The sequence below is a fragment of the Synechococcus sp. KORDI-52 genome, assembly GCF_000737595.1.
GTDB lineage: Bacteria > Cyanobacteriota > Cyanobacteriia > PCC-6307 > Cyanobiaceae > Parasynechococcus.
In genome coordinates this window covers 83187-104591 of sequence record NZ_CP006271.1, presented here as the reverse complement: position 1 = coordinate 104591, position 21405 = coordinate 83187, and the positions used below count along the sequence as shown (strand labels likewise).

Annotated in this window: 35 protein-coding genes and 1 tRNA gene; 6 read left to right on the top strand and 30 right to left on the bottom strand. The window is 62.1% G+C overall.

Annotation, left to right across the window (positions count from 1 at the left end):
- From rpsI to rplC, 28 genes are all read right to left on the bottom strand, one after another.
- Positions 1–402, bottom strand: coding sequence for a 30S ribosomal protein S9 (rpsI, locus tag KR52_RS00660; protein ID WP_038551236.1), 402 nt, complete (start codon positions 400–402; stop codon positions 1–3).
- Positions 399–851 carry a 50S ribosomal protein L13 gene (gene rplM / locus KR52_RS00655; protein ID WP_038551234.1) on the bottom strand — a complete coding sequence of 151 codons (453 nt, stop codon included), beginning with the start codon at positions 849–851 and terminating at the stop codon, positions 399–401. The genes rpsI and rplM overlap by 4 nt, the downstream gene beginning before the upstream one ends.
- Positions 852–951: 100 nt before the next feature.
- A complete protein-coding gene (truA, locus tag KR52_RS00650; protein WP_051834235.1) occupies positions 952–1890 on the bottom strand; it encodes a tRNA pseudouridine(38-40) synthase TruA in 939 nt (312 codons plus the stop codon).
- A 25-nt stretch (positions 1891–1915) separates the two neighbouring features.
- Positions 1916–2266 (bottom strand): 50S ribosomal protein L17, encoded by a 351-nt coding sequence (rplQ, locus tag KR52_RS00645; protein ID WP_038551232.1) that lies wholly within the window; start codon positions 2264–2266, stop codon positions 1916–1918.
- A gap of 49 nt (positions 2267–2315) precedes the next feature.
- Positions 2316–3254, bottom strand: a complete 939-nt coding sequence (locus tag KR52_RS00640) for a DNA-directed RNA polymerase subunit alpha (RefSeq protein WP_038551230.1) — start codon at positions 3252–3254, stop codon at positions 2316–2318.
- Between the two features lie 47 nt (positions 3255–3301).
- A complete protein-coding gene (rpsK, locus tag KR52_RS00635; protein WP_038551227.1) occupies positions 3302–3694 on the bottom strand; it encodes a 30S ribosomal protein S11 in 393 nt (130 codons plus the stop codon).
- Positions 3695–3729: 35 nt separating this feature from the next.
- On the bottom strand, positions 3730–4095 hold the full coding sequence (gene rpsM / locus KR52_RS00630) for a 30S ribosomal protein S13 (RefSeq protein WP_038551224.1): 366 nt from the start codon (positions 4093–4095) through the stop codon (positions 3730–3732).
- Positions 4096–4165: 70 nt separating this feature from the next.
- The gene (gene rpmJ / locus KR52_RS13435) at positions 4166–4279 is read right to left on the bottom strand and encodes a 50S ribosomal protein L36 (RefSeq protein ID WP_071840122.1); all 114 of its coding nucleotides are present in this window, start codon (positions 4277–4279) and stop codon (positions 4166–4168) included.
- A 46-nt stretch (positions 4280–4325) separates the two neighbouring features.
- On the bottom strand, positions 4326–4877 hold the full coding sequence (locus tag KR52_RS00625) for an adenylate kinase (protein WP_038551222.1): 552 nt from the start codon (positions 4875–4877) through the stop codon (positions 4326–4328).
- A 52-nt stretch (positions 4878–4929) separates the two neighbouring features.
- Entirely contained in the window at positions 4930–6249 is a 1320-nt protein-coding gene (secY, locus tag KR52_RS00620; protein WP_038556630.1) for a preprotein translocase subunit SecY, read from the bottom strand.
- A gap of 105 nt (positions 6250–6354) precedes the next feature.
- Complete coding sequence (gene rplO, locus KR52_RS00615) at positions 6355–6810, bottom strand: 50S ribosomal protein L15 (protein ID WP_038551219.1); 456 nt, start codon at positions 6808–6810, stop codon at positions 6355–6357.
- 6 nt (positions 6811–6816) lie between these two features.
- Positions 6817–7461, bottom strand: coding sequence for a 30S ribosomal protein S5 (rpsE, locus tag KR52_RS00610; protein WP_011363379.1), 645 nt, complete (start codon positions 7459–7461; stop codon positions 6817–6819).
- Positions 7462–7475: 14 nt separating this feature from the next.
- A complete protein-coding gene (gene rplR, locus KR52_RS00605; RefSeq protein WP_038551216.1) occupies positions 7476–7844 on the bottom strand; it encodes a 50S ribosomal protein L18 in 369 nt (122 codons plus the stop codon).
- Positions 7845–7877: 33 nt separating this feature from the next.
- Entirely contained in the window at positions 7878–8417 is a 540-nt protein-coding gene (rplF, locus tag KR52_RS00600; protein WP_038551213.1) for a 50S ribosomal protein L6, read from the bottom strand.
- Between the two features lie 14 nt (positions 8418–8431).
- Positions 8432–8833, bottom strand: coding sequence for a 30S ribosomal protein S8 (gene rpsH / locus KR52_RS00595; protein WP_038551211.1), 402 nt, complete (start codon positions 8831–8833; stop codon positions 8432–8434).
- A gap of 19 nt (positions 8834–8852) precedes the next feature.
- The gene (gene rplE / locus KR52_RS00590; protein WP_006851706.1) at positions 8853–9392 is read right to left on the bottom strand and encodes a 50S ribosomal protein L5; all 540 of its coding nucleotides are present in this window, start codon (positions 9390–9392) and stop codon (positions 8853–8855) included.
- 40 nt (positions 9393–9432) lie between these two features.
- Positions 9433–9789 (bottom strand): 50S ribosomal protein L24, encoded by a 357-nt coding sequence (gene rplX, locus KR52_RS00585; protein ID WP_038551206.1) that lies wholly within the window; start codon positions 9787–9789, stop codon positions 9433–9435.
- 2 nt (positions 9790–9791) lie between these two features.
- A complete protein-coding gene (gene rplN, locus KR52_RS00580; protein WP_006851211.1) occupies positions 9792–10157 on the bottom strand; it encodes a 50S ribosomal protein L14 in 366 nt (121 codons plus the stop codon).
- Positions 10154–10450, bottom strand: a complete 297-nt coding sequence (gene rpsQ / locus KR52_RS00575; protein ID WP_038551203.1) for a 30S ribosomal protein S17 — start codon at positions 10448–10450, stop codon at positions 10154–10156. Before rpsQ ends, rplN begins: the two co-directional genes overlap by 4 nt.
- A gap of 17 nt (positions 10451–10467) precedes the next feature.
- On the bottom strand, positions 10468–10677 hold the full coding sequence (gene rpmC / locus KR52_RS00570) for a 50S ribosomal protein L29 (protein ID WP_038551201.1): 210 nt from the start codon (positions 10675–10677) through the stop codon (positions 10468–10470).
- Positions 10678–10679: 2 nt separating this feature from the next.
- A complete protein-coding gene (gene rplP, locus KR52_RS00565) occupies positions 10680–11156 on the bottom strand; it encodes a 50S ribosomal protein L16 (RefSeq protein ID WP_038551198.1) in 477 nt (158 codons plus the stop codon).
- Between the two features lie 16 nt (positions 11157–11172).
- Positions 11173–11901, bottom strand: coding sequence for a 30S ribosomal protein S3 (gene rpsC / locus KR52_RS00560; protein ID WP_038551196.1), 729 nt, complete (start codon positions 11899–11901; stop codon positions 11173–11175).
- A 20-nt stretch (positions 11902–11921) separates the two neighbouring features.
- Positions 11922–12287: a 50S ribosomal protein L22 gene (gene rplV, locus KR52_RS00555; RefSeq protein WP_011363387.1), complete on the bottom strand. Its 366-nt coding sequence runs from the start codon at positions 12285–12287 to the stop codon at positions 11922–11924.
- Between the two features lie 3 nt (positions 12288–12290).
- On the bottom strand, positions 12291–12566 hold the full coding sequence (rpsS, locus tag KR52_RS00550; protein WP_006849645.1) for a 30S ribosomal protein S19: 276 nt from the start codon (positions 12564–12566) through the stop codon (positions 12291–12293).
- A gap of 35 nt (positions 12567–12601) precedes the next feature.
- The gene (gene rplB, locus KR52_RS00545; protein WP_006851794.1) at positions 12602–13465 is read right to left on the bottom strand and encodes a 50S ribosomal protein L2; all 864 of its coding nucleotides are present in this window, start codon (positions 13463–13465) and stop codon (positions 12602–12604) included.
- A 15-nt stretch (positions 13466–13480) separates the two neighbouring features.
- Positions 13481–13783, bottom strand: a complete 303-nt coding sequence (locus tag KR52_RS00540; RefSeq protein ID WP_006850625.1) for a 50S ribosomal protein L23 — start codon at positions 13781–13783, stop codon at positions 13481–13483.
- A complete protein-coding gene (gene rplD / locus KR52_RS00535) occupies positions 13776–14411 on the bottom strand; it encodes a 50S ribosomal protein L4 (protein WP_038551166.1) in 636 nt (211 codons plus the stop codon). The genes KR52_RS00540 and rplD overlap by 8 nt, the downstream gene beginning before the upstream one ends.
- Positions 14411–15067: a 50S ribosomal protein L3 gene (gene rplC / locus KR52_RS00530; RefSeq protein WP_038551164.1), complete on the bottom strand. Its 657-nt coding sequence runs from the start codon at positions 15065–15067 to the stop codon at positions 14411–14413. Before rplC ends, rplD begins: the two co-directional genes overlap by 1 nt.
- A 381-nt stretch (positions 15068–15448) precedes the next feature.
- Between rplC and KR52_RS00525 the strand changes: the two genes are divergently transcribed.
- The 6 genes from KR52_RS00525 (at position 15449) to recA (ending at position 20715) form a co-directional block, all read left to right on the top strand.
- Positions 15449–15910: an NAD(P)H-quinone oxidoreductase subunit N gene (locus tag KR52_RS00525; RefSeq protein WP_038551161.1), complete on the top strand. Its 462-nt coding sequence runs from the start codon at positions 15449–15451 to the stop codon at positions 15908–15910.
- Positions 15877–16908: an LdpA C-terminal domain-containing domain gene (locus KR52_RS00520; protein ID WP_038551158.1), complete on the top strand. Its 1032-nt coding sequence runs from the start codon at positions 15877–15879 to the stop codon at positions 16906–16908. The genes KR52_RS00525 and KR52_RS00520 overlap by 34 nt, the downstream gene beginning before the upstream one ends.
- A 22-nt stretch (positions 16909–16930) precedes the next feature.
- The gene (locus tag KR52_RS00515) at positions 16931–18571 is read left to right on the top strand and encodes an AAA family ATPase (protein ID WP_038551155.1); all 1641 of its coding nucleotides are present in this window, start codon (positions 16931–16933) and stop codon (positions 18569–18571) included.
- Positions 18572–18673: 102 nt separating this feature from the next.
- Positions 18674–18745 (top strand) — tRNA-Gln (locus KR52_RS00510).
- A gap of 9 nt (positions 18746–18754) precedes the next feature.
- On the top strand, positions 18755–19504 hold the full coding sequence (locus KR52_RS00505) for an HAD family hydrolase (RefSeq protein WP_038556628.1): 750 nt from the start codon (positions 18755–18757) through the stop codon (positions 19502–19504).
- Positions 19505–19590: 86 nt separating this feature from the next.
- Complete coding sequence (recA, locus tag KR52_RS00500) at positions 19591–20715, top strand: recombinase RecA (protein WP_038551153.1); 1125 nt, start codon at positions 19591–19593, stop codon at positions 20713–20715.
- A gap of 2 nt (positions 20716–20717) precedes the next feature.
- On the opposite strand, the gene KR52_RS00495 is transcribed toward recA, so the two are convergent.
- Entirely contained in the window at positions 20718–21062 is a 345-nt protein-coding gene (locus KR52_RS00495; protein WP_038551151.1) for a DUF1815 family protein, read from the bottom strand.
- Between the two features lie 68 nt (positions 21063–21130).
- Positions 21131–21379 carry a DUF2839 domain-containing protein gene (locus KR52_RS00490; protein WP_038551147.1) on the bottom strand — a complete coding sequence of 83 codons (249 nt, stop codon included), beginning with the start codon at positions 21377–21379 and terminating at the stop codon, positions 21131–21133.
- Positions 21380–21405: the final 26 nt, after the last annotated feature.

Here is a 21405-nt window from a genome sequence, read left to right as displayed (position 1 = left end):
TCAGCGCTTGGAGAACTGAGGAGCCTTACGGGCTTTCTTGAGACCGTACTTACGGCGTTCCTTGGCACGGGGATCGCGGCTTAGGTGACCTTCGGTCTTCAAGGGCTTGCGGTTGTCGGCGGACAGCTCACACAAGGCTCGGGCAGCACCTTGCTTGATGGCGCCGGACTGACCGGTGAGTCCGCCCCCGTGAACGTTGACGAGAATGTCGTACTCGCTGCTGAGGCCGAGGGTCTCCAACGGTGCCTTGACCGCCGCGAGGTATGCCGGGTTGTAGTTCAGGTAGTTGTCACCGGGACGACCGTTGATGGTGATCGTTCCATTGCCGGGAACAAGACGAACACGGGCGACGGAGGTCTTGCGACGACCAGTGCCCCAGTAAACGACGGAATTGCTGCTCATTTGGCGGATGCAGAGGGGTTGAGCTGAAGGGGTTGGGGCTTCTGAGCGGCATGGGGATGCTCGGTGCCCTTGTAGACCTTGAGCTTGCGGAACATCTGGCGGCCCAAGGCGTTGTGGGGAAGCATGCCTTTGATGGCCTTCTCCACGATCCGTTCGGGAATCCGTTCCTGGAGAGCTTCAAAGGTTTCCACTTTCATGCCGCCCGGACGGCCGGAGTGACGGCGGTAGAGCTTCTGCTGGGGCTTGCGGCCGCTGACCTTGATTTTTTCGGCGTTCACAACGACGACAAAATCACCGGTGTCCAGATGGGGGGTGAAGCTGGGGTTGTTCTTGCCGCGCAGCACGGCAGCCACCTCAGTGGCCAGACGGCCGAGGGTCTGATTCTCAGCGTCCACCACGTACCACTGGCGGTCGATCGAATCAATCGGGGGGAGAGAGGTCTTGTTCATCGCGCCGGCATGCCGGTTCGGGTATGTCCCGCCTGATTCAGCGGAACGGGGCAAAGGGGGTCGGTCCAGAACTGGACCTGACGAGGCTCAAAGATCGAGCTTACTCTTCAGCCCTCCAGCTCCTACGAGTTGGGCAGCGCTCCGAGTAGAGGCCCGTTGATTCCGGCGTTGAAGCTGGATCCGGAGGGGGATCGCTCTCGGCCAGAAAAAACCACGGCTGACAATCGTACCAGCCGGCTTTGGTGAAGACGGGTTCGGCATAGCCAGCCCGAAGCAGGCAGAGGCCCGTTGCTGGTGCGGCCTCCTTCACTTCGTGGCGTCGTCGTTCGCGCCAGCGCTGCTCAAAAGCGCCAACGCTGAGACGGTGTTCGCCAACCGCCACCAACTGGGCCATCAGCAGGCGAACCATGCCGTACAAAAAACCGCTGGCCTGAATTTCGACCCGCAAAAGGTCGCCCTGCCGCTCCACGAGGACCTCCTGCACCGTGGTTCGCGCATGGGCACGACGGCTGCCTGCCTTCATGAAGGCGCTGAAGTCGTGCAGGCCAAGCATGGTGTTCAAAGCGTCCCGCATGCGGGACGCATCCAGTTTGTGCTGGTAGCGGTGCCAGCTCCAGGGGCTGAGAAACAAGTTGGGACGTCGGCCGTTGTGAATCGTGTATCGGTAGCGCCGGTACGTGGCCGAGTAACAGGCATGCCAATCCAGGGGACGGGCGACGGATTCGCGCACACGAATGGTGCTCGGCAGGCGTCCGTTCAAGGCCGGGGCCCATTTGCGAGCCGGGATTGGCCCACTGCAGTCGAAGTGCACGACCTGACCGGCGGCATGAACGCCGGCATCGGTGCGACCGGCGGCAAAGGTCTGCACCGGTCGGTGCGGATCGAGCTGGGTGATGGCGTCCTCCAGCACGGCCTGAACACTGCGACCGTTACGTTGCCGCTGCCACCCGCAAAACGAAGAACCCTCGTACTGAAGGCTGAGCGCAATCCTCTGAAGGGAGGGTGGCTCAGGACCTGCAGACGAGGGTTCAGTGTTCAACCGTCAGGGCTGACGTGAGGTCTGATCAGACCAGTTCGATGATGGCCATCTCGGCGTTGTCGCCACGCCGGGGAACGGTGCGGGTGATCCGGGTGTAGCCGCCCTTGCGATCGCTGTAGCGGTTGGGGGCCTTGTCGAACAAGGCATGCACCAGTTGCTTGTCGAAGATGTAGCCCATGGCCCGGCGGCGGGAGGCAAGGCTGCCATCCTTGGCCAGAGTGATCATGCGCTCGGCTTCGTCGCGCAACGCCTTGGCCCGTGCCTTGGTGGTGGTGACCCGACCCTCGCGAATCAGCTGGGTGGTCAGGGCGCGCAGCATTGCCTTGCGCTGGTCAGCTGGACGTCCCAGCTGAGGAACTCGGCATTGATGACGCATGGTTCTGTCGGTGACGAAGACGAAAAAGGACGTTCAGGCCGTTCTGCAGTTATGCAGAAGTGCGGCTCTGGGGGATGGAAATGACGATGCGCTCGAGGGCTTCGATCACTTCATCAGCGGATTTGGAACCGAAGTTCTTGATCTCGAGCAGATCCTCGTAGCTGAAGCCCATCAGATCGGACACGGAGTTGACCTGGGCCCGCTTCAGGCAGTTGTAAGCACGAACCGAAAGGTTCAATTCCTCAAGAGGAATCTGTGCCTCTGCGGATGGTTCGGGCTCTGCAGGCACCTCCTCCACGAGGGTGACCGTGGCCAGGGGCTGGAACAGCTCGATCAATTGATTGGCTGATTGAGCCAGGGCGTCGTCGGGGGTGATGGAGCCGTCCGTGACGATCTCCATCCGCAGGCGCTCACGGGCCGAACCGCCTTCGGCAACGGCGGTTTCGTCGATGGTGAAGTTGACCCGCGTTACAGGCATGAACACCGCATCGATCTGAAGGAGATCGATGGCACTTGTTTCTTCGTTGTGACGATCCACCGGGCGATAGCCGACGCCGCGCTCAACGTGAACTTCCAGCTCCAGGCTGTGGCCGTCGGCCACGGTGGCGATCGGCCGATCGGCGTCCACAACCTGCACCTGAGAGGAGAACTGCAGATCTCCGGCCTTCACTTCGGCGGGACCCGCCACCACGAGACGGCCGATCTCCAGTTCTGCCGAACGGCTGTTGACGGTGAGCTCCTTGCAGTTCAGCAGGATATCGAGAACGTCTTCACGGACCCCAGGCACCGTTGCGTACTCATGATTGACACCGGCGATGCGGATGGCGGTGACAGCACTGCCTTCCAGCCCACCCATCAGCACGCGACGCAGCGCGTTGCCCAGGGTTGTGGCCTGGCCACGCTCGAGGGGTCCAATCAGGAACACTCCGGATTGGGCGCGATCCTCGGCCACCTGATGCTCAATACGATCAATCTGGTACTGCAACACGGTCTGAATCGGGGTAAATGGAGAAACCGGACGGAAATCAGCTCGGTTCAGACGCGGCGGCGCTTGGGCCGGCGGCAACCGTTATGGGGCAGGGGGGTGACGTCGCGAATCAGGGTGATTTCGAGGCCAGCGACCTGGAGGGCACGGATGGCGGTCTCACGGCCTGAGCCAGGACCTCGAACCAGCACTTCGATCTGACGCATGCCCTGATCGAGGGCACGACGCGCAGCTGCTTCTGCAGCGGTCTGAGCGGCGAAAGGAGTGCCTTTGCGAGCACCTTTGAAACCACTGGCGCCTGCGGACGACCAGGAAATCACCTCACCGGCTGTGTCGGTGATGGACACAATGGTGTTGTTGAAGGTGCTTTGAATGTGAGCAACGCCGTTGGGGACGTTGCGCTTGGCCTTCTTGGGACCGGATTTTTTGACGGTTTTAGGCATGACCGAATGCAGTCAGGGATAAGGATGTTGAAGACTTACTTCTTCTTGCCAGCCACAGTTTTCCGCGCGCCGCGCCGGGTTCGGGCGTTGGTGCGGGTGCGTTGGCCGCGAACGGGAAGGCTCATGCGGTGGCGACGGCCACGGAGGCAGCCGATGTCCTGAAGCCGTTTCAGGGCCATGCCTTCCTGCCGACGCAGATCACCCTCGAGGGTGTACTCCTCCATGGCATTACGCAGCTTCTGAAGATCTCCATCCTCCAGATCTTTCACCCGGATGTCGGGGTTCACACCGGTTTTGGCCAGGATGGCCTGGGAGCGGGTGAGACCAACTCCGTAGATGTAGGTGAGGGACACTTCAATCCGCTTGTCGCGGGGAATGTCAACGCCGGCGATCCGTGCCACGTTTGTTCAATCGAAAAGGACAGGTACCTCCGGGTTCCTGGAGGCGAGGATGTTCAGAACAGCGGGGGATTCAGCCCTGCCGCTGTTTGTGCTTGGGGTTGGTGCAAATGACCATGACCTTGCCGTGGCGACGGATCACCCGGCACTTGTCACACATTTTCTTGACTGAGCTGCGCACCTTCATGAGGCGTGGCTCTCCAAATTTCCAAACGGCAACATTACCATGCCGGTCAACTGAGGACTGACTCGATTCGCTTGGTGATCTCCTCGACAGCGCCCTGGGCAGGGACGGAAACCAGGAGATCCTTATCGCTGTAGAAGCGAATCAAAGGAGCCGTTTTCTCGCGATAGACCCCCAGGCGATTGCGGATCACCGCTTCATTGTCGTCGGCGCGTCCTCGCGACAGCAACCGTTCAATCAAGACGGCATCATCCAGCTCCAGCAGAACCACGGCCTGGATGGGTTGCTGCAGTTCGGCCAGCAGAGGTTCGAGCGCTTCAGCCTGGGGCACCGTGCGCGGAAACCCGTCCAGCAACCAGCCATCTGCGGTGAGTGACTTCATCTGGCTTTCCACAATGGCCAGCACCAGGGCGTCGCTCACCAGTTCGCCGCGGTTCATCACCGCTTCAGCTTCTTTGCCCAGATCGCTGCCGGCTGCCACTTCAGAGCGCAGCAGATCACCGGTGGACAGATGCTTCATGCTGTTGGCATCGCACAGCCTGGTGGCCTGGGTGCCTTTGCCGGCTCCAGGAGGGCCGAGAAAAAGCAAACGATTTTTCATGGTTGCGTAAGCGTGAGGTGAAGTGAACGGAAGGTGCGCTGCCCAGCAGCGCTCACTGGCGAACGAGGCCTTCGTAGCGTTGTGAGATCACGTAGGTCTGCACCTGTTTGGCCGTGTCGATGGCCACACCGACCAGGATCAGCAGTGACGTGGCGCCAAGACCCTGGAAGGTCTGCACATTGGTGGCGCGTTCGACGGCCGCGGGAATGATGGCGACGGCTCCAAGGAACAGACCACCCAGCAGAGTGAGGCGGTTTTGGACCCCCGAGAGATAGGTGGCCGTGGCACTTCCAGGGCGGACGCCGGGGATGGCCACCCCACCCCGTTTCAGGTTGGTGGCGATGTCCGCCGGATTCACCGTCAGTGATGCATAGAAGTAGGAGAAGCCCAGGATCAATGCGAAAAACGTGAGTGCGTACGGCCAGGGGTTCGCTGCTCCAGGGTTCAGGGCACTGGCTGCACGGATCAACCACTCGCTCTTGGTGAGGTTGGCGATGGTGACCGGCAGGAAGATCAGGGCTGAGGCGAAGATGATCGGCATCACACCGCCGGCATTCAGCTTGAGAGGTAGGTAGCTCTGTCGGGTGGGGAGAACGCCTGCTCCACCCACCTGGCGCTTGGCACTCACGATGGGGATCCGGCGTGCCCCTTCCTGCACGAAAATGATCCCAACAATCGTGGCGAGGAACACCAGCACCAGCACAACGATGCCGAGCACGGTGTCTCGGTCACCTGTCTGAGCGGCTTCGATCGTTGCGCCAAGGGTCCGCGGCAGGGTGGCCACGATGTTCAGAAAAATCACCAGGGAGGCTCCCTGGCCGATACCCCGTTCCGTGATCACCTCACTCAGCCACATCACCACCATGGAGCCGGTGACCAGGGCCAGTGCCGTCTGAACCACAAAAACCACTTCGCTCAGGCCCTCCACCGCGTATTGGCGGAGGATCATCGCGAAGACAACGCTTTGAACGAGACCCCATCCCAGCGCCACGTAGCGGGTGATCTGGGCAATCTTGCGCCGGCCTGCCTCGCCTTCATTTTTCTGTAAATCCTCGAGCTGAGGCAAAGCTGCAGTCAGCAGCTGGAGGATGATCGAGGCATTGATGAAGGGCAGGATCCCCAGGGCAAAGATGCCCAAGGTGGAAATGCCACCTCCGGTGAAGATGTCGAGGAAGCCGATCAGCTGGCCGCCCTGATCGATGAACTGCTTGAACGCTTCTCGATCGATCCCAGGCATCGGGATGTAGATCCCGAGCCGCACCAACAACAGCAATCCGAGCGTGGTGAGCACGCGACTGCGAAGCCCAGGGTTGGTGATCAGCTGGCCGATCACTTCGGAGGCGTTGGGGTTGCGACCCCGACTGACGAGCATGTCCGGAAGAAAGTGGAAGTTGGGCAAAAGCCAAGAAGCCGCCCGTGGATCGAAATCCAGCGGACGGCTCAGACCCTAGGGCTGACTTGGGGACGAGCCCTTGGTTTAGTCGAGGATTTCGCAGGTACCGCCTGCGGCTTCGATCTTGGTGCGGGCGGAGGCCGTGAATGCCGCCGCTTGAACGGTCAGCTTTTTGGCTGTCAGATCACCGTTTCCGAGCATCTTCAATGGATGCTTGGGGCTGGTCACAATGCCACCCTTGACCAGGGAATCCAGGTTGACGGTGCTTCCGTCGTCCAGTCCGTTCAACGCCGAAACGTTGAGCACGGTGAAGAACTTGGGATTCACCAGGGGGAAGTGCTTCAGCTTCGGCACCCGGCGGTACAAGGGCATCTGACCTCCCTCGAAGCCGGGGCGGGTTGGGCGACCCGAGCGGGATTTCTGGCCGCGCATTCCGAAGCCGCAGCTGGCACCTTGGCCAGCGGCGATGCCGCGGCCCTTGCGCAGTTTGCGGCGACGAGCGCCCTTATTGGATTTGAGGGAATCGAGTCGGAGGGTCATCGCGAATCAGGAGTAGATCTGTTCGAGGGAGATTCCCCGTTCTTTGGCCGTCTCCTTGTGGGTGCGGAGAAGCGACAGAGCCACCATGGCAGCCCGTGCATTGTTCAGGGGGGTCTTGCTGCCCAGGCGCTTGGCCAGGACATTCTTGATGCCGGCGAGTTCGAGCACTGTGCGGATGGAACCGCCAGCGATCACACCGGTGCCAGGGGCTGCAGGGCGGATGAGCACACTGGCAGCACCATCACGACCGTTGGAGAGGGTCGGGATGGAGTTGTGGCGGGTCAACGGCACTTTGACCAAGTGCTTCTTGCCATCGGCAACACCCTTGCGGACGGCACCGATCACATCACCGGCCTTGCCGACGCCAACGCCGACCTGGCCCTTTTCGTTGCCGACGACAACGATGGCGCGGAAGCTCATCTTCTTGCCGCCTTTAACGGTCTTGGAGACGCGGCGGATCTGAACCACGCGCTCCTGCCATTCGGAGTCACGCTCCTGGCCGCGACGACCGCCACGCCGGTCGCCACGACGACCGTCACGGTCGCCACGGCCACGGCGTTGCTCCTGTTGCTGCTGCCCTTCAGCTGCAGCTGGAACGTCGGCCGCACCTGGCACGGCGTTGGGATTGGATTGGGGGGAGGAATCTGTCATGGGTTAAGCAGGAATCAGAACTGAAGGCCCGCTTCCCGGGCGGCATCGGCAAGGGCTTTGACCCGGCCGTGGTACAGATTTCCGCCGCGGTCGAACACCACCTGCTGGATGCCTTTAGCGATGGCGCGCTTGGCGACCAGTTCGCCGACGGCGACAGAGGCGTCGCAGCTGCCACCCGTCGTCTTGAGGCTGGTACGCAGCTCCTTGTCAACGGTGGAGGCGGAACAAAGTGTGCTCTGGTCCGCGTCGTCGATGACCTGGGCGTAGATGTGGTTGTTGGAGCGGAACACGGCCAGCCTGGGACGGTCTGATGTGCCGGAGATGTGACGACGCAGACGCCGGTGGCGTTTCTGCGTCTGCTGTTTGCGGGACAGTTTGGACATGGTGGTTGAAGGGGAGGAACGTCAGGACAAGGCTTATTTCTTGCCGGACTTGCCTGCCTTGCGCAGGATGCGCTCGCCCTCGTACTTGATGCCTTTGCCCTTGTAGGGCTCGGGGGGGCGGATGGCGCGGACCTTGGCGGCTTCGTTGCCCACCAGCTCCTTGTCAATGCCGGAGACGATCACTTTGGTGTTGTTTTCCACCTTGAAGGTGATGCCCTCTGGCGCCTCCAACTCCACGGGGTGGCTGTAGCCAGCACTCACCACGAGAGTTTTGCCTTTGACCTGAGCACGGGAGCCCACACCGACGATCTCGAGAGCCTTGCTGTAGCCGTTGTTGACACCCTCAATCATGTTGGCGACGAGGGTGCGGCTCAGGCCGTGGCGCTCACGGGAGATGCGCTTGGTGCTCGTGGGGGAGACCACGACGGTGTTGTTGTCCTGGCTGACGCTGACGCCTTCAGGAAGGGTGCGCTCCAGTTCGCCTTTGGGGCCTTTCACCTTGACGGTGAGACCGTCGAGGGCCACCGTGACTTTCTCAGGGACGGGAACGGGGTTTTTGCCGATTCGTGACATGGTTCAGCTCCGGATCAGTAGACGTAACAGAGCACTTCGCCACCGACGCCCTCACGACGGGCATCGCGGTCGCTCATCACACCCTTGGAGGTGGAAATGATCGCCACGCCCAGTCCGCCGAGGACTTTGGGCAGGCCGCGGGTGTTCTTGTAGATGCGGAGACCTGGCTTGCTGACCCGCTGCATGGAGCGAATGGTGGGCAGCCTGTGCTTACCGCTGTATTTGAGGGCGAGCACCAGTTCGGTGCGAAAGCCCTCGCCCTGCTCGCTGATCTCGGAGATGAAGCCCTCCTGTTGCAGCACCTTGGCGATGCTGCGGGTCATCCGCGAAGCGGGGATCTTGGTGGTTTCGTGACGTTTCTCACTCGCATTGCGAATGCGGGTGAGCATGTCGGAAATGGGGTCGTGGTTGGCCATAGGTGTCGACGGGGAGGGCTCAGTTGCTCTGGAACGGCATTCCCATCTCGCGGAGGAGGGCCCGGCCCTCTTCGTCCGAACGGGCAGTGGTCACGATGGTGATGTCCATGCCCCGGATCGCATCGATCTTGTCGAAGGAGATCTCAGGGAAAATGATCTGTTCGCGCACCCCAAGGGTGTAGTTGCCGCGGCCATCGAAACTCTTGGGGCTGACCCCGCGGAAGTCGCGGATCCGGGGCAGCGCCAGGTTGATCAGGCGCTCGAGGAAGGCATACATCCGATCACCACGGAGGGTGACGGCACAACCGATCGGCATGCCCTGCCGAATCTTGAAGCCGGCGATGGCTTTCTTGGCACGGGTCACAACGACCTTCTGGCCGGTGATCTGCGCCAGCTCATTCACCGAAGCCTCGAGGGACTTGGCATTGGCGGCGGCTTCGCCGAGTCCCCGGTTGACGGTGACTTTCACCACCTTGGGGACTTCATGGATGTTGGTGAGGGAGAGATCCTTCTGCAGCTTGGGCTGGATGGTCTCCCGATAGCGCTTCTTGAGTGACATAACGGGTTGGGGTGCTTCTGGGCGTGGTCAGAAGTCGGGATCAGTCGAGGACTTCACCGGTTTTCTTCAGCCGGCGCTTCTTGGTGCCGTCTTTTTCGACGACGATCTCAACGCGGCTTGCCACCTTCTTGGCGGTGGAATACAGCATCACGTTGGAGGCATGCAGGGATGCTTCCTCCGTCACGATGCGGCCGGTCTCGCCCTCCTGGGTGGGCTTCTCGTGGCGGGTGCGCATGTTCACGCCTTCCACGACGACACGGTTCTCGTTGGGCATGGTGCGCAGAACGGCACCGGTCTTGCCCTTGTCTTTGCCGGCGATCACCTGCACGGTGTCGCCCTTGCGGATGCGCATCTTGATGCGCTCGGAGGCCTTGGCCTTGGTGGTTGCAGTCGCCATGGTCAGATCACCTCCGGAGCAAGGGACACGATTTTGGTGAAGCTGCGCTCGCGCAGCTCACGGGCCACCGGTCCGAAGACGCGGGTGCCTTTCGGGTTCTTGTCGTCGTTGATGATCACGGCGGCGTTGTCATCAAACCGGATGGAGTTTCCGGTTTCACGACGCATGGTGGCTTTGGTACGCACCACAACGGCTTTCACCACGTCGGACTTTTTGACGCCCATGTTGGGGGCGGCATCTTTGACGGCGGCCACGATCACATCGCCGACATGGGCGTAGCGACGGTTGGTGCCGAGGACGCGGATGCACTGGATGCGCTTGGCGCCGCTGTTATCGGCAACGGTGAGATAGGACTCCTGCTGGATCACTGCTTCTCCTCCTGAGCTTCAGCCTTGCTGGCTTCCTCAGCTGCAGCCTTGGGGCTGTGGCTGAGAACCTCGGCGATGGCCCACCGCTTCTGGCGGCTCATCGGACGGGTTTCAGTGATGCGAACGCGGTCACCGACGCGACAGGTGTTGTCTTCGTCGTGAGCTTTGTAGCGAGTGGTACGGCTGACCGTCTTTTGATAGATGGGGTGAGGGAAGCGGCTTTCCACCGCGACCACCACCGTTTTCTCCATCTTGTCGCTGACGACGGTGCCGACCCTTTCCTTGACTGCCATGGTTACGGAGGGGGGAATCAGGAGGCGGTGGAGCGCTGGCGCTCCGACTGCACCGTCAGCAGCTGGGCCAGCTTGATGCGGACCTCCTTGAAACGGTGCGTGTTGGCAAGCTGACGTGTGGCCTGCTGGAAACGGAGCTGGAACAGTTCGCGGCGCAGGCCATCGATCTGTTCGGTGATGTCCGAATCGGACAGGCTGCGCACATCGGCGGCGTTGGGACGGGCCATGGTCAGGACTCCACGGTGACGGCTTCAGAAGCGGCCGGGGCCTTGGCACCAGCTGACTTCTCCTGTTCATCCAGCTGGATGAACTTGGTCTTCACGGGCAACTTGTACTGCGCCAGGCGCATGGCTTCCCGAGCGATTTCGGGGGTGATTTCATCACCGCCCATTTCGAACAGGATCCGGCCGGGCTTGATCACGGCCACCCAGAATTCCGGGTTGCCCTTACCGGAACCCATCCGGGTTTCGGCAGCGCGCATGGTGACCGGCTTGTCGGGGAAGATCCGGATCCAGATTTTTCCGCCACGTTTGACGTAGCGGGTCATGGCACGACGGCTGGCCTCGATCTGGCGCGAGGTGATCCAGCCGCATTCCTGTGCCTGCAGCGCGAACTGTCCGAAGGCAATGGTGTTGCCTCGGGTGGCGACGCCGCGCATGCGACCTCGCTGCTGCTTACGGAATTTGACGCGTTTTGGACTCAGCATGGTTCAGGCCTCCTGTTCAACCCTCGTTGGAGCGGTCTTCGAACTGTTGGGGCCGACGGCTGGCCCTTCTGCGGGGGGCAGCACCCACCGGCATGGGCTGAGCCTGTTCGCTCAGCACCTCGCCCTTGAACACCCAAACCTTGATGCCGAGCACGCCGTAGGTCGTGCTGGCCACCTTGGTGGCGTAGTCGATGTCGGCACGCAGGGTGTGCAGGGGCACACGACCCTCGCGGGTCCACTCCGTCCGAGCGATCTCAGCACCGTTCAGGCGACCGGACACCTGGATCTTCAGACCCAGAACGCCGGCGCGCTGAGCGCGCTGCACAGCCATGCGGATGGTGCGGCGGAAGGCCACACGCTTCTCCAGCTGCTGGGCGATGTACTCGGCAAGGAGGAACGCATCACCGTCGACGCGTTCGACCTCGACAACATTGATCCGCACCTGGCGACTGGAGTCGCCGACGGTCTTCTGAATGCCGGAGCGAAGTTCTTCAATGCCGCTGCCTTGGCGGCCGACCAGCACACCGGGGCGTGCGGTCTTGAGTTCAACTTCCAGTTGGTCGGCCTTGCGGGCGATCAGCACATCGCTGATGCCGGCTGAGCCGTACTTCTTGTGGATGAACTTGCGAATCCGGTCGTCCTCTTGGAGGAGGGCCGGGTAGTTCTTGCTGGAGGCGTACCAGCGTGACCGGTGTTCCTGGGTGATCCCCAGGCGCAGACCGGTTGGGTTGATTTTGTGTCCCATTGGGTCAGAGTCCTCGGGGGTCAGGAATCGGTCTGAGCCGCCACAGCAATGCTGATGTGGCAGGTCTGTTTCTTGATCTGGTAAGCCCGGCCCTGGGCGCGGGGGCGATAGCGCTTCATGGAGGGACCCATGTCAGCTGTCGCGCTCGAGATCACCAGAGATGAGGGGTCGAGACCGAGGTTGTGCTCAGCGTTAGCTACCGCAGACCGGAGGACCTTGGTGATGGGGCCGGTGGAGCGGTAGGGCATGAACTCGAGCATGATCAGCGCGTCGCGGTAAGTGCGGCCTCGGATCTGGTCGAGCACACGGCGCACCTTCGAGACGGAGCCTCGGATGAAGCGACCGTGAGCCTGGGCAGTGGGTGCCGTTGGGGTTGACGATGTCATGGATTAGCGGCCTCCTTTCTTGTCTCTGATGTGGCCCTTGAAGGTGCGGGTGGGAGCGAACTCTCCCAGCTTGTGGCCCACCATCTGCTCGGTGATGAACACCGGCACATGGGTGCGGCCGTTGTGAACCGCGATCGTGTGGCCGATCATCATCGGCAGGATCGTGGAGGCCCGTGACCAGGTCTTGATCACAGACTTGTCGTCGTTGTCGTTCTGCTTTTCAACCTTGCGAAGCAGGCTGTCGGCAATGAACGGACCTTTTTTGAGTGAACGTCCCATAACGGTTTAAGCAAGCGGATAAGTGATGGTTTGCATCAGGAATCGCGTCCGCCACGGCTCCGCTTGGAGGTCTTGCGACGCTTCCGGAGCACGTATTGGTTGCTGGGTTTGTTCCGCTTGCGGGTCTTGAGACCGAGGGCGGGTTTGCCCCAGGGGGTCACCGGGCCGGAACGGCCGATCGGTGCACGACCCTCACCACCACCGTGGGGGTGATCGCAGGGGTTCATCACACTGCCTCGAACCTGAGGACGACGTCCGAGCCAGCGGCGACGACCGGCCTTGCCCAGGCTGGTGTTGCGCATCTCGGAGTTGCCGACCTCGCCGAGGGTGGCATAGCACTCGCGGCGAACCAGGCGAACCTCGGTGGAGGGCAGCTTCAGAGCGACGTAGTCGCCTTCTTTTGCCATCACCTGGGCGCTGGCACCGGCGGTACGGACCATCTGGCCGCCACGACCGGCGTAGAGCTCTACGCAGTGCACAGCCGAACCGAGGGGCACCGAGGACAACGGCATGGCATTGCCGTTCTCGATCGGGGCATCAGGGCCGGAGACCACGGTCTGACCCACCTGAACTCCTGCGGGAGCCAGGATGTAGCGCTTCTCGCCATCGGCGTAGAAGAGGAGTGCCAGACGTGCGTTGCGGTGCGGGTCGTAGTGGATCGCGGCCACCTTGGCGGGGACACCGTGCTTGTTGCGACGGAAATCCACCACGCGATAGAGGCGCTTGTGGCCACCACCGCGGTGGCGGCAGGTGATCACACCACGGTTGTTACGGCCCTTGCGGCGGTGTTTGGCCACCACCAGGGTCCGCTCCGGCTTGCGGCTGGTGATCTCACTGAAATCAGTGACCACCCGGGTGCGGGTACCGGGGGTGTAGGGGCGGAAATTACGGATTGCCATGACGATTCAGACCCCTCAGGACTCAGGGAAGAGTTGGATCGAGTTGCCCTCCGCCAGGCGCACCACGGCTTTCTTCACCTGGGCACGTTTGCCGGCGAAGCGACCCATGCGACGGGAGCGTCGCGGGGGATTCATGGTGCTGATGCCGGTGACCTTCACATCGAAGAGCTGCTCAATGGCGGCCTTGATGTCGGGCTTTGCGGCGCGGTGGTCCACCTCGAAGGTGTACTGGTTGATTTCGAGGGCGCGGGTGGCCTTCTCGGTGATCAGGGGACGGCGGATCACATCCGCCAGGCGTCCTTGGAAACGTTCAGTCATCGCCGTAGACCTCCTGGATGGTTGCGAGAGCTTCCACGCCCAGCACCAGGGCATTGGCGTGGAGCAGGTCGAAGACGTTCAGCTGATCTGCGGAGATCAACTTGACTTTCTCCAGGTTGCGCACGGAACGACGAACAACATCGGAGGGGTTCGTCAGGACGATGAGCACCTTTGAGCCGGCAGCAACACCGAGGCGTTCCAGAGCATCCGTGATCTCACGGGTCTTGGGGGCCTCCAGCGCAGCACCGAAGTCCTTCACGACAGTGACATCGTCGATGCGGGCCATCAACGCAGTGCGCAGGGCCAGACGACGTTCCTTGCGGTTCATCGCAAGGTTGTACGTGCGGGGCTTGGGTCCAAAGATGATGCCGCCGCCGGGTTTCAGAGGAGTCCGGATGGATCCCTGACGGGCCCGACCCGTTCCTTTCTGCTTGTAGGGCTTGCGACCACCACCGCGCACTTCCGAGCGGGTGAGGGTGCTGGCGGTTCCTTGGCGTGCATGGGCCTGCTGACGCAGAACAGCCCGATGCATGAGATCAACGGCGGTGGTCTCTTTGGCCACCTTCAGGTCCAGGGTTGCCTTGCCGGCTTCCTTGCCCTGCCAATCACGAACGACACAACTGGCCATCACTTACCTCCTTTGGCGGGCTTGGCGCCCACGCGCAAGGCCGGGCGGATGTTGAGCAGCGCACCAGGCTTGCCGGGCACGGATCCCTTCACCACCAGCAGGTTGTGCTCGCTGTCCACCTTGAGGATGGTCAGGCCGCGGGTGGTGATTTTCTTGCCGCCATAGCGACCGGCCATCCGCTTTCCGGGATAGATGCGGCCCGGGGTCGTACCGGCACCGGTCGAACCGGGCTCGCGGTGGTTCTTCGAACCGTGGGTCATCGGACCCCGGCTGAAGCCGTGGCGCTTCTGGTAGCCAGAGAAGCCGCGGCCGACGGTGTCACCGCTGACGTCCACTTTCTGACCGGCTTCGAAATCGCCGACGGTGATGGCGCCACCGAGTTCGAGACCTTCAACGCTGTCGACGCGGTATTCGCGCAGATGACGCAGAAGGCCCTCACCGGATTTGTTCAGGTGACCCTGGGCGGGCTTGTTGATCAGCTTCTCGCGGGTTTCGCCAAAGCCGATCTGCACTGCGGAATAACCGTCAGTGTCGTCGTTTTTGAGTTGGGTGATGCGGCAGGGGCCGGCTTCGATCAAGGTGACCGGAACAGCTCTGCCCTGCTCGTCGAAGAACTGGGACATACCCAGCTTCTTCCCGAGGATGCCGATGGACATGGATGGGGAGGAAGCGCCAGCGTGGACAACCACCAGGCGGAGAACCGCATGGGGTCAGGTGCTGATCGATTGGACGCAGACGTGGTTCGAAGCGGAACTCGCGAAGGAGTGGATTCGAATGGGCTAGCGAACGATGCAGCGAGGCTGGGACTTGCATCTGCACGATGTGCTGTTGCAGTTTCCCGACGGAGATCTAAGAAGAAAGCTTCCGTACTGGCCTGGGGATTCGACGCAATCGCCGAATCTGTTCTGCCGACTGGAGGCCCGGCTAGCGGACGGGCACAGAAACACAGAACAAACAAAGAACTTACAACACGGACCTCCTCGCTCCCCTGCTCCCTCTGCCTGCTGCCAGAATCCACTTCAACCCCTGTAGCTGCCATGCCTCTGCTTCTCACCGGTCAGGCATTTCGCCGTGATCTCGAAGCCAATGGCTGCCTGGCGGTTCAGGCTCCGCTCGAAGGTGGTGCAGAAACCCGTCTATTGAGACGTCTGCGTGGTGCCGGTTACAACACCCGCATGACATCAGCCCGTGGCCTTGGTGATCCGGAGGTGTTTCTCACCCAGAAGCACGGCATCCGTCCGCCCCATCTCGGTCATCAAAGCGTTGGTCGTGGTGCTGCTGTGGGAGAGGTGCAGGAGGTGGCTCCCCAGCTCGGCGACCTTTTTGAAGGTGATGCTCCTGTGGCCCTCTGGCTGCTGGAAGGCCAGGTGCTCTCGCGCTCCGAACTTCTTTCACTCTGCGATCTGTGCAAGCGCGAACCGCGTTTACGCATCATCGTGGAGATGGGTGGTGCTCGCAACTTGAAGTGGGAACCGATGACCACATATCTGAAGGCCTGACGCCTGACGACGCCCTCGTTCAGGGCCGCTGGGTCAAGCTCATTTGTGGCGCAAGCAACCAGGATTTGCCTGCCATCGCCGATCTCGCTGCTGTTTTTGCGGCGGCCGGTGTTCATTGTGTTGATGTGGCTGCCGATCCAGCGGTCGCCTTTGCAGCGCGTCGCGGCCTGGACTGGTCTGAGACGCAAACGGGGCGTCGCCCCTGGCTGATGGTGAGCCTCAGCGATGGCATCGATGCTCACTTCCGCAAGGCCTGGTTCGATCCTGGCCGCTGCCCTGCTGACTGCCTCCGGCCCTGCGAAAGGATCTGTCCGGCGGCTGCGATACCCCCCGGTGCTGGCATCGACCAGCAGCGTTGCTACGGCTGTGGCCGCTGCGTGCCGGCGTGCCCCCATGGCTTGATCGAGGAGCGCGACCACCGCTTGGCGCCCGAGCAGGTGATCTCCCTGCTGCAATCGATTCGGCCCGATGCTGTGGAGATTCACACCGCACCTGGGCATGGCGAGGGCTTCGCGACGCTGATCCAAAGCCTTCAGCAGCACAGGGTTCCCTTGCGGCGCTTGGCCGTGAGCTCCGGATTGGAGGGCCACGGCGTGAAGGCCGATCAGTTGGCTGGTTTGCTCTGGCGTCGTTACTCCTGCCTGCGGCAAGCCGGTTACAGACCCCTCTGGCAGTTGGATGGGCGTCCGATGAGCGGCGATGTGGGTGCTGGCACCGCGCGGGCTGCAGTTCAGCTCTGGCGTGCCATGCGGGCTCTGGCCCCGCCCGGCCCGCTGCAGCTGGCCGGTGGCACCAACGCCGCAACGCTTGAGTTCTTGCATTCCACGGAGCGGCCGGCTGGCATCGCCTTTGGTGGTGTGGCCCGTCGCTTGCTGATGCCTGTGCTGGATGAGGCGCAAACCCGTGGGCTCGCCCTGTGGCAATGGCCCGAGGGTTGGACGCGTGCCCTCTCTCTGGCGCGACCATTGGTTGCGCCATGGCTGCAGCGCTCTTGCTAGAAGGCTGAAACGCGCAGATCCCATGGGCACGCAACGGGTCACCGACGATCTGGATCGCCTTCTCGAGCTCCTGCCGGAGGCCGTGCGGGAGCAGTTGCAGCCGGAGGGAGCGCGACAGCAGTTGCTTGAGGTGGTGCTCGATCTCGGTCGGGTTCCGGAAGCGCGTTATCCAGGCCGTGCCCTGGCGCTGGGTTCCACGCCCTTGTCCCGCGAGGATCTGGCGGCCGTGGTGGCTAGGCTCGGTCAGTTCGGTGGCGACAACCGTGCGGGAATCGAACGAACGCTTCACCGGATCAGCGCGATCCGCAACCGTCAGGGCGAGGTGGTCGGTCTGACCTGCCGGGTGGGCCGAGCCGTGTTCGGCACCGTTGCCATGGTGCGGGACCTCCTGGATGGAGGGCAGTCCCTGCTGTTGATGGGGCGCCCGGGTGTGGGCAAGACAACGGCGTTGCGCGAGATCGCCCGGGTGCTTGCGGATGAGCTGGAACGGCGCGTTGTTGTGATCGACACGAGCAATGAGATCGCCGGTGATGGCGATATCCCTCACCCCGCCATCGGTCGGGCCCGCCGCATGCAGGTGGCCAGGCCTGAGCTGCAGCACCAAACCATGATCGAGGCGGTGGAAAACCACATGCCCGAAGTCATCGTGATCGATGAGATCGGAACGGAGCTGGAGGCGCAGGCCGCGCGCACCATCGCTGAACGTGGCGTGGTGCTGGTCGCCACAGCCCATGGCAATGCTTTGGCCAACCTGATCAAGAACCCCACCCTCAGCGATCTGGTGGGAGGGATTCAGGCGGTCACCCTTGGGGATGAGGAGGCCCGGCGTCGGCGCAGTCAGAAAACGGTGTTGGAGCGCGCCTCCGAACCGACGTTTCCGGTAGCGGTTGAAATGCACAGCCGTCAGCGCTGGGCCGTGCACACCGACGTTGCCGCCACCGTGGACCAACTACTGCGGGGCCTGAAGCCAAGGGTTCAGGAGCGTGAGCTGACGCCTGAGGGGGGCGTTCAGCTGGTGGACCCGCCGCAATCTTCGGGTCTGCTGCGCCCTCCGTCCCAACGGTCGTTCGCGGAGCAGCCTGTTTCTGTTCCCGTGCCCATGCCTGCGGCCAGTGACCGAGAGGCCAGTGCAGCAGAAGCATCACCTCCGCCAGAGACCAGCGCCGAGCATCTGCAGGTTCTCTGTTGCGGGGTTCCTCCCCGTGTTGTGGAGGAGGCCATCCGTTCCCACGGCTGGAAGGCTCGGGTCGTGGAGGACTTGAGTGAGGCCGATGTGGTGTTGAGCGTTCGGCTGGGCCTCAGTCGTCAACCATCACTGCGCCGTCAGGCCAGGGATCTGGGGATCCCGATCCTGGTGATCAAGTCCGACACCCTGCCCCAGGTGACCCGTGCCATGGCCCGTCTTCTGCGCCGTCAGGCCACCGAAACAGCAGCAGAGGTCACCCCGCCGGATCGGGCATCGCAGGACGATGAATTGGCGGCTCTCGAGGAATGCCGTCTTGCGGTGGAACAGGTGGTGGTGCCGCAAGGCAGGCCGGTGGAGTTGCTGCCTCGCAGTGAGCGTGTTCTCCGGATGCAGGCTGACCTCGTGCGCCGTTACCGACTGCGCAGCGATGTCTTCGGTGAGGCTGAAATGTCAAGGCTGAGGGTTTTCCCCCGCTGATCGGCCGTCGGTTGATTCGCCCGGTGGATTGACGAAGGGTTGGCTGCTGTGGGTAACTATGTGTACTCCGGTGATCCGCTGGTCGCGGTTCAAACGGATCAATGGGCCGTCGCCAAGTGGTAAGGCAGCGGGTTTTGGTCCCGCCATTCCTAGGTTCGAATCCTAGCGGCCCAGTTTTTGTCCATGAATGATCGACCCCTGCTGGTCTTCGATTTCGACGGGGTCATCGTCGATGGCATGGCGGAGTACTGGTGGAGTGCTTGGCATGCCAGTTGTCGTCTTGAGGCTGCCCCCGAGGGCTTGACGCCTGATCAGATGCCAGACGCCTTCCGTCAGCTGCGGCCGTGGGTGCATCACGGTTGGGAGATGGTGCTGCTGGCCGCAGAGCTGCCAGTGCTGAACCTTCAGGTTTGGCTGCAGTCCTATGGGGAGGCACAGGCCTCGGCACTGCAACGGCGTGGATGGCAGCCAGAGCAGCTGCAGGCAGCACTCGATGCCTCCAGAGATCAAGCCGTTCGGCAGAACCGTTCCGCCTGGTTGGCCCTGCATCGACCTTTCCCCGGCCTGGTGGAGCGGCTGCAGCAGTTGGAGGCTGAGGGGGTGGACTGGTCTGTTCTGACCACCAAAACCCAGGCCTTCACTGCCGAGCTGCTGAACGGCCTTGGCCTGAATCCCTGGCGCCTGGATGGTCGTGAGGCTGGCGCCAAACCTCAGGTTCTGCTCCAGCTTCAGCAGCAGCGAAGGCTGTGTGGCTTTGTGGAAGACCGCCGCGCGACGCTGGAGGCAGTGCGCTCAACACCAGGCTTGGAACAGCTGCCCTGTTTTCTGGTGAGTTGGGGCTATCTTCGCCCGCAGGATCAGAGCGATCTTCCGTCCGGGATTGCGTTGCTCCATCCGGATCGTTTTCGGACCCCCCTGGCGCAATGGCCCTGATTCGTTACGGTACGCTTGTACTACCTGAGACGATTCGGCGCTTCTGTGGCATTGGATCTCTCGTTCCTTAGTTTCAGGTCCTTCTCATGCCTGCAGATATGAAATCCGGCGCTTCCGATCCCCGTTCCTCCGGCGAGAGGGACAAGGCGCTGAATCTGGTGTTGGGTCAGATCGAGCGCAACTTCGGCAAAGGATCGATCATGCGGTTGGGCGATGCCTCCCGCATGCGGGTGGAGACGATTTCCACCGGTGCTCTGACCCTTGACCTCGCTTTGGGTGGTGGTTACCCGAAGGGTCGCGTGGTGGAGATCTACGGCCCGGAAAGTTCTGGTAAAACCACGCTCACTCTGCACGCGATTGCTGAAGTGCAGAAGCGTGGTGGTGTGGCGGCCTTCGTGGATGCGGAGCATGCCCTGGATCCCGTCTATGCCGCTTCTCTGGGCGTCGATGTCGAGAACCTGCTGGTCTCCCAGCCCGACACCGGTGAGATGGCGCTGGAGATCGTTGATCAGTTGGTGCGATCCGCGGCTGTGGACCTCGTCGTCGTCGACTCGGTGGCGGCCCTCACCCCCCGTGCTGAGATCGAAGGTGAGATGGGAGACCTGGCGGTTGGCGCCCAAGCGCGTCTGATGAGTCAGGCGATGCGGAAGATCACCGGCAACATCGGCAAGTCGGGTTGCACCGTCATCTTCCTCAACCAGTTGCGTCTCAAGATTGGTGTGACCTACGGCAACCCAGAGACCACCACTGGAGGCAACGCGCTCAAGTTCTATGCCTCGGTTCGCCTCGACATCCGCCGGATTCAGACGCTCAAAAAGGGGACCGAGGAATTCGGCATCAGGGCCAAGGTGAAAGTGGCGAAAAATAAGGTGGCGCCACCCTTCCGCATTGCCGAATTCGACATTCTCTTCGGCCGCGGCATCAGCACCCTGGGATGCCTGCTTGACCTGGCTGAAGAGACGGGTGTCGTCGTCCGTAAGGGCGCTTGGTACAGCTACGAGGGCGACAACATCGGTCAGGGTCGCGACAACACCATCGCTTGGATGGAGGAGAACCCGGAACCAACGGCCACCATCGAAACGCTGGTACGTCAGAAACTGACAGAGGGCTCTGAGGTGAAGGCGAATTCCGTGAGGCCCCTTGCTGCTGCTGCGAAGACGGCTGCTGCCGATAAGTCAGCTCCGGCCAAGGACTCAGAGGCGGCGGCCTGAGTTCAGGCGGTCTGGGCCAGGGGCTGCATGGCGCGGGCCTGGCCCTCCTGGGCCAGATCTGCCATTCTCTGCAATTCCTGGATGGCTTCGGCCCCATCCAATTTCACAAGCTCCCGGCCGTTGCGGGATTCAACCCAGCTGATGCCGAAGTCGGAGACAAGAAAGCGCACCATATGGCCATCGCCGATGTCAGCCACAAACGAAGCGCCCTGGCCATCGCGGCCGTCGCCACAGGAATAGCAAGTGGCTGTGAAGCCCGCGCTTTGAAGGTTGCTGGCAAGGGCCTGCAGGCTCATCACCAGATCTTCAACGACAGATCTGTAGTGCTCGGCTAAACGCGGAAACATGGCTGAGTCTCCATTGAGACCCAGTCTAAAGGTTTTCTTTGGTTTTCGTTTGTTCGGCTGAGCCCTGCTTAGGGGGTATCTGCGAGCGTCCACCAACCGACTGCAGGGCCGATGAAGCGCACCGTGATCCAGAGCACCACCATCGCGCCAATGCCGATCCAGGCACCGCGGGTGGTCACCGCCATGAACTGCTGCGTTTGGTTGCGGGTCAGCGGAAGCCAGGGCACCACCCGTGGTGAGGTATCCGTTGCCTTGGCGCTGGCCTTGGGCTGACGGGGCGGCAGGCCCTGGGCGGCCCGGCGGCGTGCTTCTCCCATGCAGTTCTGAGCGATGGAGGGAGGTT